13 protein-coding genes are annotated in these 12,975 nt (G+C 44.2%); 1 reads left to right on the top strand and 12 read right to left on the bottom strand.

Annotated elements, in window-relative coordinates; translation table 11 throughout:
• The 8 genes from NPA43_RS15385 to NPA43_RS15420 form a co-directional block, all read right to left on the bottom strand.
• The gene (locus NPA43_RS15385) at window positions 1-1,023 is read right to left on the bottom strand and encodes a glycosyltransferase family 2 protein (RefSeq protein WP_256499030.1); all 1,023 of its coding nucleotides are present in this window, start codon (window positions 1,021-1,023) and stop codon (window positions 1-3) included.
• 27 nt (window positions 1,024-1,050) lie between these two features.
• Window positions 1,051-2,154, bottom strand: a complete 1,104-nt coding sequence (locus tag NPA43_RS15390; protein WP_230030719.1) for an EpsG family protein — start codon at window positions 2,152-2,154, stop codon at window positions 1,051-1,053.
• A gap of 14 nt (window positions 2,155-2,168) precedes the next feature.
• Window positions 2,169-3,299, bottom strand: coding sequence for a glycosyltransferase family 1 protein (locus NPA43_RS15395; RefSeq protein WP_256499031.1), 1,131 nt, complete (start codon window positions 3,297-3,299; stop codon window positions 2,169-2,171).
• Window positions 3,292-4,131: a glycosyltransferase EpsE gene (locus NPA43_RS15400; RefSeq protein ID WP_256499032.1), complete on the bottom strand. Its 840-nt coding sequence runs from the start codon at window positions 4,129-4,131 to the stop codon at window positions 3,292-3,294. Before NPA43_RS15400 ends, NPA43_RS15395 begins: the two co-directional genes overlap by 8 nt.
• The gene (locus NPA43_RS15405; RefSeq protein WP_256499033.1) at window positions 4,124-5,272 is read right to left on the bottom strand and encodes a glycosyltransferase family 4 protein; all 1,149 of its coding nucleotides are present in this window, start codon (window positions 5,270-5,272) and stop codon (window positions 4,124-4,126) included. Before NPA43_RS15405 ends, NPA43_RS15400 begins: the two co-directional genes overlap by 8 nt.
• Window positions 5,238-7,112, bottom strand: coding sequence for a polysaccharide biosynthesis protein (locus NPA43_RS15410; RefSeq protein WP_099727955.1), 1,875 nt, complete (start codon window positions 7,110-7,112; stop codon window positions 5,238-5,240). The genes NPA43_RS15405 and NPA43_RS15410 overlap by 35 nt, the downstream gene beginning before the upstream one ends.
• 162 nt (window positions 7,113-7,274) lie before the next feature.
• Window positions 7,275-7,958, bottom strand: coding sequence for a CpsD/CapB family tyrosine-protein kinase (locus NPA43_RS15415; RefSeq protein ID WP_099727956.1), 684 nt, complete (start codon window positions 7,956-7,958; stop codon window positions 7,275-7,277).
• Complete coding sequence (locus NPA43_RS15420) at window positions 7,948-8,679, bottom strand: YveK family protein (RefSeq protein WP_044138999.1); 732 nt, start codon at window positions 8,677-8,679, stop codon at window positions 7,948-7,950. The genes NPA43_RS15415 and NPA43_RS15420 overlap by 11 nt, the downstream gene beginning before the upstream one ends.
• Window positions 8,680-8,936: 257 nt before the next feature.
• On the opposite strand from NPA43_RS15420, the gene slrR reads away from it, so the two are divergent.
• Window positions 8,937-9,407, top strand: a complete 471-nt coding sequence (slrR, locus tag NPA43_RS15425; RefSeq protein WP_099727957.1) for an HTH-type transcriptional regulator SlrR — start codon at window positions 8,937-8,939, stop codon at window positions 9,405-9,407.
• An 88-nt stretch (window positions 9,408-9,495) separates the two neighbouring features.
• Here slrR and NPA43_RS15430 read toward each other — a convergent pair whose 3' ends face one another.
• From NPA43_RS15430 to NPA43_RS15445, 4 genes are all read right to left on the bottom strand, one after another.
• On the bottom strand, window positions 9,496-9,720 hold the full coding sequence (locus tag NPA43_RS15430) for a phage holin (RefSeq protein ID WP_024423530.1): 225 nt from the start codon (window positions 9,718-9,720) through the stop codon (window positions 9,496-9,498).
• 143 nt (window positions 9,721-9,863) lie between these two features.
• Window positions 9,864-10,763 (bottom strand): iron-hydroxamate ABC transporter substrate-binding protein, encoded by a 900-nt coding sequence (locus NPA43_RS15435; RefSeq protein ID WP_371930243.1) that lies wholly within the window; start codon window positions 10,761-10,763, stop codon window positions 9,864-9,866.
• Window positions 10,764-10,781: 18 nt separating this feature from the next.
• Entirely contained in the window at window positions 10,782-11,783 is a 1,002-nt protein-coding gene (locus tag NPA43_RS15440) for a FecCD family ABC transporter permease (RefSeq protein WP_256499034.1), read from the bottom strand.
• Window positions 11,780-12,832, bottom strand: coding sequence for a FecCD family ABC transporter permease (locus NPA43_RS15445; protein WP_370461111.1), 1,053 nt, complete (start codon window positions 12,830-12,832; stop codon window positions 11,780-11,782). The genes NPA43_RS15440 and NPA43_RS15445 overlap by 4 nt, the downstream gene beginning before the upstream one ends.
• Window positions 12,833-12,975 lie beyond the last annotated feature (143 nt).

Consider the following 12,975-nt stretch of genomic DNA (forward strand, 5'->3'; position numbering starts at 1 on the left):
CTATTTCCTTGTTTGATATTCAATCCATTTTTGATAGCTTGAAGCGGCGGCAGAAAGCGGATGAACCCACTGACACCTGGCAAGAAATAAAATCATTCGTTTTCGAACGGTGAGCTTCGATCGCTCCATTCGTTTGACTGCATGCTGAAAAGCCTCGTGTGTCACCATTTCCCGCATGTGATCAAGCTTTTCCTGGAAGGAGAGGGAATTCTGGCTTTTCCATTCATTGAGCATACAGTGAAGCGTATGATTGACCATAAAAAAATCTAGGGCCTTCTCATACGGAGGCAGCTCATCATGCTCTTTTAAGAACAAGCGCTGTGCATGATAAAAGGTCAGTCCATGCTGAAAATACTGCTTTTGGTATCGCTGCACAATCGATGACAGATGAACCCGGTAATAATAGAGAGGCTCATGAACAAAGGCAATGACACGTGATAAAGAAAAACAGCGCAGCGTCACATACTGATCTTCAATGTTCTCAAGCTCACCCCGCAGTGGAAAACGGATGTGGTGTTCTTCGATAAAAGCACGCCGATACAGCTTATTCCATGAGAATCCAGTGATGGCTCCATGTAATAACGCTTCTATTAAACTCGTTTTATCGGCTGATTGATGGTTTAAAAGAGTCGTTGGTATTGTTCGTTTTGATTGTTCGAATTGAATCCAATACTCACTTACAACAAGATCAGCCCCAGTCATTTCAGCTCTTTCATACAAGGCTTCACAGTAATGAGGAGCGAGAATATCGTCTGAATCAACAAAGGCGAAATACGTCCCTCTTGCTTCTTCTATGCCCCGGTTTCTCACAGCCCCTAACCCTTGATTGGTTTGATGAATCACCCGAAAACGCTTATCACGCTCAGCAAACGCTTCAAGCAATGCTCCGCTGTGATCTGTAGATCCATCATTGACGAGAATGACCTCTATATCTGAAAAGCTTTGATCTGCAATCGATTGAAGGCATTGCTCCACATATTGACTCGTATTGTAGACTGCGACCAATAGACTGATAGCTGGCATTACAGCATGCCCCACCTTTCTTCAAATCTATTTTGTAAAAATCGTTCTATACGGTAAAACAGAAGAATCGAACGGCATCAGCATGATGCTGTACAAAATATAGCAAACAGCAATCCCTACATACATAAAGACATTAGACCGCTGATCAAAAATGCGTGTGAAATATGGCAGTAAAATGAGCTGATATAAGCCAAAATAAATATGAAATCTTGCATAAATGACATCCTTTGTTGCAAGAATGCCAAACAAGAAACCAAGCAAGCAAAAATTCACAACGTAATCACTCTCAGGTGTCAGTTCACGAAGTCGTTTTCGATAAAAGAAAGCAAGCAGGAGCGGCAGAATCAATACACCGATTTTTGTCACATTCATTCCATTCGTATTCGTTGTGAGCCATTCCTCATAATGACCATAAGAACTCCCTTGCAGCATCACCACAAACACAGAGATAAAACGGTCATAAAGAGCGGTTAAGCCTAAGAAAATCATGCATAAGACAAACATCATCCATGACCAAGCCTTTGTTCTCACGATAAAATATACTGGAATCATGATGAGAGCCGATGAATGAAACAACGAACACACAAGAACGAGCGGAAAATACAATTTCCATTCACCATTGATAACGAGCCGGATGGCATAAAAAAGAACCGCAGCCACCATATACTGACGCATTCCATTAAATGAAGCGTAATAATGAAAGGTGCCGAGAAAAAGCAGCATACTGAGCTCAAAGGGCCGTCCATATCGCACCAGCGTCTTGATAATAAAAAAATAGGTGATGACCCCGACCGAGATATACATCATTTGCGGCTCATGTGATAGTTGATTAAGCATCCATAAGATGAACGTAAACCCCGGATCGGTTGCGGCTTTGTCCACACCGAATCCAAATATATGCCAAGGCTTTTCATAGTTGACGGAGAACTCATACATCTGTCCATAGGTCACAAAATCGGTTCCCACTTTGTACCGAATACCAGCTACGATACAAAGAAATAAAAACGGAAAAAACACCAGAAGCTTGTTAGGCCGCCATCCGCTTTGAATGGTATCATCACGCCTGCCGTAAAATGCAGCAAAGCTCGACCATAAATAGACCATGATCATGTTCACCAAATATACCGCCATCTGCCAATCCTTCCTTACAATCCATATACATTCATCACACGTGTGATGTTCTGCTTCACATCAAATCCTCTTTGGCCAAGCTGAGAAGTAATGGTCTCTTGAAGAGGAGGTTCTGCATGATACGCTTCAAGAATCGCTTTCATCCACTCATGTGCTGAATCGCGCAGTGATTTCCGTTTAACGAGTCCGCAGCCTAGATCAACTTCCTCTGTAATGTGATCTGAGATCACACAAGGCAGTCCAGATGCCTGTGCTTCTACTAATACAAGCGGAAGACCTTCAAACAAGGAAGGCATCACAAACACATCAAATGCTTTCATATACTGCGGAACGTCCGATACGACCCCGGTAAAGACAATGTCCTCCATTAATCCTGCTTTTTTCGCATACGATTCGACCACTTGTCTCAGCGGTCCATCTCCTACGAGGACAAGCTGAAATGAGACCCCCTGCTTCTTTAAAGTCTGTGCCAGCTCGATGAAAAAAACATGGTTTTTTTGCTCATGAAATCGCCCAATATGACCAATGACCAGTTTCTTTTCATGAAGATGAAGCTGCTTTTTCATCTCCACCTTTTCGTCTGGCCCAGGCTGAAAGAAAAGGTTCAAATCAATCCCATTTGGCAAAACCTCAACTCGTCCATTTTTCATTTTTTTCTGCCCGAATAAAAAAACACCGGCATCTTCGCCACATGCGACGAGCTGTGTAGAAAAGGCAAAGATCAGCTGACGAAACCCTTTGAGCATCAAGTGGTCAAGCCAGGTTGAAGACTGTCTCCAAGCCGTATTATGTGAATGACAAATGCGCACCTTAACGCCCGCAAGTTTAGCAGCAAGTGCGGAAAAACCTGTTTGAAAATCCGTATGTGCATGCACTGCCTGATAAGGTCCTGTTCGCTTGATCGTCTTTGTCAAAGTTTTCACAAAAACCAAAGGAGAGGACGCCCCAATACTTGGGACGTAAAAGATGCGCCCCCCGAGCCGACGAATTTCCTCATCATAATCACAGACGTCCTGTCGGTGGGTAATGAAATCAAATTGAAGGACATTTCTGTCGAGTGCACGATAGATGTTCATAATCATCGTTTCTGCTCCGCCGCGGTTCATCCCGCCCACAATATGGAGTACACGCTTTGGCTCACTCATCCCGAATCGTCCTCCTTTTCAGCATAGACGCCTCCAGCTTCCGCTGATGATAAAGCCTCATGGTCTTCGGTGACAAACAGGCCCGGATCACCGGCTTGAGAGCAAATAAATAATCTAACGGCGACAACTTTAATAGCCAGCATGCTTTTATAACGAGCATGGCATTATCCATGGAATATCGGAACTTTCGGCGCTGAAAGGCCGCTTCATCCTCTCTCACAAGGTATAACGGCTCTTGCAAGTTAAAGCCTTTCCTTCCAGCAGCAAAAAAGCGAATCCAAAGATCGATATCTTCCATACGCCTTGTTGTTTTCACAGAACGATATCCATTTAAAGCCTTGTATGCAGAAGCTCTCATCATAATGGTCCCGTGACAAAAAGGAGTTCCTCTTGCCAGCACCTTTCGATTAGGTTCTGAGGCAAGTGCACGTACGCCCTTCGTTCCAGACTCATCAAAAATCGTCATCGCCGTACCGACCACATCATATTCAGGATGTGTTTCGAGGAAATAAACCTGTGTTTCTAAACGTGTTGACACCGATAGATCATCACCATCCTGTCTGGCGATCAATTCTCCACTCGCTTCAGCTAGACAGCGATTCAGACTGGCGGCAAGTCTTAGGTTGTGTTTATTTCGGATGAGGCGAATTCTTTCAGGATCATGCTTTGTATAAGGCAGTACTTTCTCATAGGTCCCATCTGTTGATGCGTCATCACATATGATGAGCTCCCAGTTTTTATAGGTTTGATGAAGAATCGATTCAATGCTTTCTTCTACTGTCTCTTGGCAATTGTAGACGCCCATGATGATAGACACCTTCGGCTTACGCATGCTGCATCACCTTCTCTGCATGACCCATATAGGTTGTATAAATCTCTTCCATGGCACTCACCGTCTGCTCCTGTGCAAATGCATGAGCCATGGAACGCCCCGCTTTTCCCATGAGGTGCAGCTGGTCCTTTCGGTGATAAAGCTGCTGCAAATAATCAGCTAAACTATTCACATCTTGCGGTTCGACTAAAAAGCCGTTCACTCCATGTTTGATAAGCTCACAGTGCCCTCTATTTTCAGTGGCAATGATCGGCTTCTCAGCAGACATCGCTTCAAGAAGGTTCATGCCGAGCCCTTCTCTCAGACTCGTTGACACACATACATCACTCACATGCATCCATTCCTCGATTTGTTTGCAAAAACCAGCAAATTGGACACGCTGCTCAAGATTCATCTGGCGTACCAGCTTTTCATAGAACGGCCTGCTTGCCCCTTCCCCGGCAAACACGACCTTCACATTCGGTATTTTCCTATACAGCTGTGCACATGCTTTGATGAGCATCCTTTGATTTTTATTGACGTTCAATTCACCAGCACACAGCACGATGAAATCTTGCGGGGTAAATCCATATACTGTACGAAGGCGTTGCTTTTCTTTGTCATCGACAGGTGCAAACCGCTTCATATCCACACCCATGCCGGGAACATAATGGACAGATGCCTTCTCTTTTGACAGACGATCCGCTCTTTCATAGTCTTCTCCATTAATGGTGATGAGCGCGTCTGTATATTGCACGAGCCATCTCTCAATTGGATAATAGAGCAGCCAGTTTTGAAGCGGCGCCCCCTTCCAAAAGTGAAACCCATGTGCGGTGTAAAGAACCTTCGCCCCTTTTTTGCGCGTGCTTTTGGCTGCAAGCCTGCCAATGACACTTCCCATCGGTGTATGACAATGGATCAAGTCGTAATGCTCTTTCTCTAGCAGCTTCTTCAGCTCCACATACGCGAGCCGGTTGCGCAAATGAAAAGGGGAGCGCTGAATCGGAATGGAATGAGCTTGATCCACATGCGGCAGCTCCAGCTGACCATTTGCCGCTGTGTGCACTTCCCATCCTTGTTCCTGAAACCACCGAAAATACGGAAGGTGGAATGCCTTAAAATGATAATCAACCGTTGCGCAAAACAAGACTTTTTTCTTCATTGGCAAGCGTCTCCTCCTCTCTTTTCATCTGTTCAGACAACAAATCATGCGACTCAATGGCAGCAAATAACGCTTGTCTCATTTGCTCGTCACTCATCATGTCAAATTCATGGATAAAGCGGTTCAGCACATATGGATCACCATCCAGTGCGTGACCGATATGAATTTTCGGGAAAATTTGCTCCTGTGCTTTTTCATGCTGGTTGAGTAACTCCTCGTACATTTTCTCTCCGGGACGAATGCCCGTGAAGGTAATCGGAATCTGGTCTGTAGTGTAGCCTGAGAGGTGAATGAGGTTTTCTGCGAGGTCGACAATTTTCACTGGCTCCCCCATATCTAATACAAAGATCTGTCTTCCTTCTGCCAGTGCGCCTGCTTGAATGACCAGCCTTGATGCTTCTGGGATGGTCATAAAATATCTTGTCATGGCTGGATGCGTGACCGTCACCGGTCCACCTTTTTCGATTTGTTTTTTAAAGATTGGTATGACGCTCCCCCTGCTTCCGAGTACATTCCCAAATCGAACGGCCACAAACTTCGTCTCACTGCTTGCCCCCATTTGCATGATCAGCATTTCAGCAAACCGCTTTGTGGCTCCCATTACATTGGCAGGGTTGACCGCTTTATCAGATGAAATGAGGACGAAGGTTTCGATTCCGTGCTCATGTGCGGCTTCTGCAACATTTTTTGTCCCGATAATATTGTTTTTCACCGCTTCTTTCGGACTGATCTCCATGAGCGGGACGTGCTTATGTGCGGCAGCATGATAAATCATATCCGGCTGAAAATGACCAACGATTTCACTCATTTTCTGTTTATCTTGAATATCCGCAATTTGTGGATAGAGGCTGATGCTGCCCTCATATAATTCTTTCAGCTCTAGTAAAATAGAATGAATGCTGAATTCTCCATGTCCCACTAGCACAATCGCTTGAGGGGCAAACACACAAATTTGACGACAGATTTCTGATCCAATCGACCCGCCTGCCCCTGTCACCATGATCGTTTTTCCCTTTAAGTGAACAGATAGACGACTTGTATCTAATTGAATCGGCTCTCTTCCTAGTAAATCCTCTGGCTGTACATCCCGTAATTGATTCAGTGCATGGGTTCCTTTTAAAATCTGCTCCATTTCCGGCATAATCTGTGTTTTGACGCCAGTCGCTACACATTCCTTATACAGCCCTTTTAAGGTGTGGCTGCTTTTGGACGGAATGGCGATGATGATCTTTTGAATATCCATCATCACGACTGCTGTTTGAATATGTTCTTTTCCCCCTAGGACGGGCAGACCCATGATTTCAAGCTTATGCTTCGTCTTGTCATCATCGATGAAGGCGACTGGCTCAATATGGACATCACTCGACTGCTGAAGCTGACGAACAATAATGGCCCCAGCTGATCCGGCACCAATGATTAATGCCCGTTCCTTTTCTATGTGCAGCCGCTTTGCGCCATCATGAAATAGTCTAGATGCCATACGAGATGCCCCGATGAACAAGATATGGAAAAGCCAAACGATGAATAAAAATCGAAATGGCCATGTCTGTACGAAAAGGTACAGCATCGTCATTGAAAATAAAAAAGAACACACAAAGGTTTTCATTAAAGAAAATAGCTCTCTAACCCCTGTATATGCCCATACTTGCTTGTACACGTGAAAAATGTAGGAAAATACATGGTGCCCAATGAGCAGACTGAGCGAAGAAATGACGAGCATTTCAAATGTATATACGGTTAACGCCGCTTCTTGGACAAATTGAAAGCCAAAAAAGACGGCAACTAAGATGAGATATGAATCTAGTGCCACGATAATTGATAATCTTTGGGCGTAAGTCAACGCTCCTCCCCCTTTTTCAATCACTATTCTTACGTCAAATGGGCATCAAACCCGTCCTCACACCCCACTATTGATGACGAGCATCTAAGGCATCTGATATGCCCACAGCAGGATCGAGTGCCTCCGTTGTTAAAGATTAGGAGACATCACCTATCAATCTTTTTAATACATATACAGCCTGCCCTTTTTCTCTTTCTTTCCATTTAGCATAGCGCCAAGCAGTTTGCCTGTTGTTCCTTCTAATACTTCTTTTGACTTCTTTACGGCAGCGATCTTTGTTTTGCCGCTTAATACAACGAGAATGCTTCCATCCGTACGGTTCGCCAGGATCTTCGCATCGGCAACAGGCAGAAGCGGTGCGGAATCAACGATCACCATGTCATATTGCTGTTCAATCTCATAAAATAGCTGCTTCATCACAGAAGAGGAGAGCAGCTCAGCTGGATTCGGCGGAATGGTTCCGCTCGGAAGCAGCTCTAAATGCTCAATCGGTGTAGGTAAAACGGCTTCCTCCAAACTGCAGTTATTTAATAGCACGTTGGTTAAACCCGTGTGATGACTCAGGTCAAAATATTCATGAACGGCCGGCTTTCGCAAATCAGCATCCATGAGCAGGACCCGCTTTTTCTGCTGTGCAAAAACAGCTGCTAAGTTTGCAGCCGCAAATGATTTCCCTTCCTTCGGCAAGGAGGATGTCACCAATATCGACTTCAGCCTTGTTTGGATCGATGTGAATTCGATGTTCGTTCGGATCGTACGAAATTGTTCCGCAATGACAGAGTGAGGATTTAATACAGAAATACAGGATAAATCTCTCTTTTCTCTTTTCTTCCTCTTAAAGATCAATGTTCTGTCCTCCCGTTATGACGGACTGCTTGTCTTTTTTTGCCCTCCTGTCTGCTTGCATCTGATAGACACTGCCGAGCGACGGCAATCCGATCTCTTCTCTTATTTGATGTGTTCGTTTTACAGTATCATCAAGTAGATTCATTAAGAAAATGAGTGTAATTCCTCCTAATAAAGAGGCGCCTAGTGCCAGAACGATATGAACGAATTTCCTTGAATTCATGAGAATCGTGTTGGACAGCTTGGCTTCAGACAAAACATTAATGCGATCCATATTCATGGTTTTTTTGATTTCTTCTTGCAGCACCTCTGTTGCGGTATTAGCAATCGCTACTGCCTTCGCGCGATCCTCATCTTGTACAGAAATATTTATGACCTCAGACTCATTTTCTGTACTTGTGGCAATTTTGTGTTTTAATCCTTCAGCTGATTCTGTGAGATTGAGCGTTTCTTTTACTTTTTCAATGACGATCGGACTTTTTAATAGGACTTGAAAGGTACGTGTATATTGAAGGTTCATCTGAATATCGTTTAAATTCGCTTGTGCGTCATTGCTGCGTTTATGAACAAGAATTTGAGTGGTTGCCTGATATACAGGAGTCGAGACATAGAACTGATAGTAGGCTGAAATGCCCGTTACGATCAGGACAATCAGGATCAGAAGGGCCATTTTCTCTTTAATGACAGAAAACAGCTGCTTAAAACCTATATTCTCATTCATAGATACCTCCCGATTTCATCATAAAAAGGTTATATATGGTTTCTTTTTGTTAATGATTGGATTATAAAAGATAATACCCGCAAAGAAAAATGTCATAATAGGTCTTATAGTTCTTTTTAAAGAACGAAATCGTTCGTTTTCTTTTGTTTACTTCCTGTTTCTTACGTTTTTGAATTTTATAAAGAACAATTTATTTCTTATAATGAACGAAAAGGTCGCAGAACTATTCGCAAGGGAGAAGGGAGATCATTTATCGAATGATAGGCAAGGTGATACGCATTTACCGAAAGAGGAAAGGATACTCGATTCAGCAGCTGGCTGAAGATGCCCATGTTTCTAAGTCGTATTTGAGTAAAATTGAGCGTGGTGTCCATCGGAATCCATCTGTCCAGTTTTTAAAAAAGGTATCCTCTTCACTAGAAATTGATTTACAAGAGCTGTTTGATGCAGAGACGATGATGTTTCATTACTCTGAGGGCGGTGAACAGGAATGGCGGGAGCATATAGTCAATGCCGTCCAATCCGGCATGCCTAAAGAGGGATTATATCAGCTGCTCCAAACCTACCGAAAGGAGCAGGAAGAAAAGACGTTACATGTCACCCATAGAAAGCTGACCGATTCGAATATGTCAGAGTGGAAGCGTCTTATGAGTGAAGCGAAAGCTATTGGCTTAAGCACTGAGGAAGTGAAAGCATTCCTCACCAACATGGGAGAACGCCGGTCGTAAGCCTTTCAGGAAGAATCAAATTGCGGGGAGAGGCGTTTGACGCTTCGATGAAACAGAGCCTTATATCATGAAAAGGCTCTGTTTTCTCTTATTCTTCTTTTTTTGTTCGTGCTTTTTTCGTAATATCATTGTTTTTCCAATAGGCCCATAGTGATGTAATCCCAAGAAAAGCTAAGGTGATGAATTGCTGAACACCTTCTTCATCAATAGGAATTGGGCTTTTTCCCGCAGCGGTTAGAGCACTGTTAACAAGCGCTAACAAAAGCAGCACAAGCCTTGCAATCGTACCTGCACTAATTTTTTGAACTTCCAACTGTATCCCTCCCTTTCCCCTTCACGCGGGCGGTACTGCTCGTTCCCTCTCATATGTATGCAAAAAGCGAATGAATAGAAGAACGAATCAAAAAAAGAGACATCATTCCTATGTGCGGAATGATGCCTTGATTCATGTGCTTTTTATTTAGAAAACATCTCTTTTGCTTCATCCAATGCCATTTTATTGCCTAGTGCTGAGTAATCAAGCCATGGCTGATCAGCGATCGGATAGACTTGGTTTTTCTTCACGGCTTTTAGGCCTTTCCAGATCGGTGTCTGTTCTAACTGTTTGAATGCCTGCTGCGCTTTATCGTCACGGTTGACGACGACAAAAATAGCATCTGCATCATAGTCAGGAAGAACCTCTTGAGAAATCACTTCGAATGGTCTTTTGCTGTCCAGCTTTTTCACACCATCGACAGGCGTGAGACCTAAATCTTCGTATAAAATAGGACCCATTGGACGCTTCATGCTAAATACTCGAAGCTCCTTTGCTGTCACACGGATCGCCATTACTTTTCCGTTTCCAATCTTATGGTGGATGAGTGATTTCACTTCTTTAGCTTCTTGATTGTAATCCTTGATATATTGATCGGCTTCTTTTTCTTTATTGACGAGCTTGCCGATTTTTTTCAAATGATCCCGCCACGTGCCATCATTTAAATTAAACACTTCGGTCTTGGCAATTTTTTTGTATTTCGATAAGTCTTGTCCAGCTAGTTCTTCATCGACATAAATGACATCTGGTTTTAAAGCAAGCAGTGACTCCATGTCTGGATCTGCTGCAATGCCGAGCTTCTTCGTATGGCTCAGCTGCTTTTTCGCATGTGGAAGGAAATCTTTTAAGTCTCCTCCTACGACAGAGCCGGCGGGCTTGATACCGAGTGCTAGTAAGTCATTTGTTAAATGAATAGACAAAGAAGCAATCTTAGGTGTTCCATGATCATTTTGATTTGTCGTATTTTTTGTTTCCTGTTGACCGCAAGCGGCAAGAAGCAAGAAACAGATCGTTAAACCAAACACAAGTAATTTTTTCATGATGGGTTCCTCTTTCATTTTTTATTTCGTTTTTGTCAATAAATAGAGAAAATAAGGGGCTCCGATAAAGGCCACAACCACACCCGCTGGTATGGCATTTGGAGCAAATATGGAACGTCCGATTGTATCGGCGCTGACCAAAATCAACAAGCCAAGCAGCGCACTAACCGGTAAAAAATACTGATGCAGTGACCCGACAAGCCGCCTGGCCAAATGCGGGGCGACGAGGCCAATAAAGCCAATTCCGCCTGTCATCGAAACACTTGCACTAGCCAGGCCAACAGCTAAGGTAAGCAAAAAGAGGCGTTTACGCTGGACACGTACACCTACACTTGAGGCGACAGCATCTCCTAACGTCAATGCATTAAGCGTGCTTGACTGCATAAGCGTAAGCGGCACAAGGCATACAATCCAAGGCAGAAGCGCTAACACATGAATCCAGTCTCTCCCCCATACATTGCCCACAAGCCATCTTGAAGCAAACGTGTATGTATCTTCATCAAGCTTCAATGACAAATATAAGGTCAATGCACTAAATCCCGCCGCAACCGCGATTCCTACTAGGATCAGCCGGATGGGAACAAGCCCTTCATGCCGGTCATACGCAAGGAGCACGATGACCGCTGCCGCAAGCATTCCACCACCAAATGTAAAGAGCGGAATAAGAAGAGATGGATTGCCTTCAAGTGCATGGAAATACGTCACAAAAATAATTAAGCCAAATGCTGCCCCTGCATTCAGTCCAATAATCCCAGGATCGGCCAGTGGATTACGAGATAAACTCTGCAAAATGCCGCCTGCGATGCCAAGACCAATTCCCGCTAGAATGGTCACCACAATTCGTGGCAGACGATAGTCAAACAGCACCGTTTCGCTTTGGAAATCCCCAAAGCCAAATAAGGTTTTGACGACAACGATGGGACTGAGTTTCAGCGTGCCGGTATTTAAACTATACAGCATCACAGCAGCACTCAGACAAAGCAAGACGACTGTCACAACAAGAGCACGCTGTTTCTCCTTCATGACAGGTTCCTCCCTTCTTTTCTGGCAATATATAAGAAGAAAGGAACACCGACAAGTGCCACCATCACGCCAATGGCAAGCTCTCTTGGCGGATTCACTGTGCGGCTGGCAAGATCAGCGAAGACAAGCAGCATAGCGCCTAAAATCGCTGACATCGGAATGACGAAACGATAGTTTACACCAACCAGCCTGCGTGCAATATGCGGGATGACGAGCCCGACAAACCCAATGGACCCAACTGCTGATACAGAAACCCCTGCTAATAAGACAGCAGCTGCCATTCCTAGTATTCGCACTTGTCGTGTTTTCACCCCTAAATTCGCCGCTACATCTTCACCGAGCGATAGTAGCGACAGTGAACGCCCTAATAGCATCGCCCATACGATCACAATCAGAATAACCGGGGCGAGAATCGTCAGCTGCGGCCATTTCACACCAGCCACACCGCCTGCATACCAAAAAGCCAGATCCTGACTCAAATCAAAATAAATGGCGATCCCAGAGCTGAGCGCATGAAGCAACGCGGCAACAACTGCTCCCGCAACAGTCAGGCGCATCGGTGTCAATACACCACCAGCTGCCCCAATGGCAAAGATGAGCAGCGTACTCAGTACAGCACCGATAAAAGAAAAAAACATGAGCGCTGAATAAGGCATGCCTGGGAAAAAAGCAAAACAGAGAGCGACAACAAACATCGCACCGCCATTAATGCCCAAAATCCCCGCATCTGCCAGCGGGTTTCTTGTGATGCCCTGCATGAGAGCACCCGCTACAGCAAAGGCTGCTCCAACAAGGGCTGCGCCTAGAACACGCGGAAGTCTTAATTCATGGATGATCTGCTGCTCTGTTACATCTGACTGGTAGTCAAATACAGCTGTCCAAACCGTTTGCAGAGACAATGTTTTTGCACCGTAAGAAACAGCAAAAAACATAGCAGTAAGCAAACCAATGACTGCGAGAAAAAATATCAAAAAGAACAGAATACGTGATGATCGTTTTTGTTGAAGTGTTCGCTTATCGTGCAAAATCGGTGTCATCCTTTTCTTCATTAAAAGTCAATTTGAAAATGAGAATCATAATCATCAAAATTATAGCCGCCAGCCTCTGAAAAATCAATGTACACCACATTTTTTAATTATTGAAGGTATGTGTGAGACAACAAGATGAGATGATTCTTTTCCTCTGCTTTTTT

It is taken from the genome of Bacillus pumilus, from assembly GCF_024498355.1.
In the GTDB taxonomy this organism is placed as follows: Bacteria; Bacillota; Bacilli; order Bacillales; family Bacillaceae; genus Bacillus; species Bacillus pumilus_P.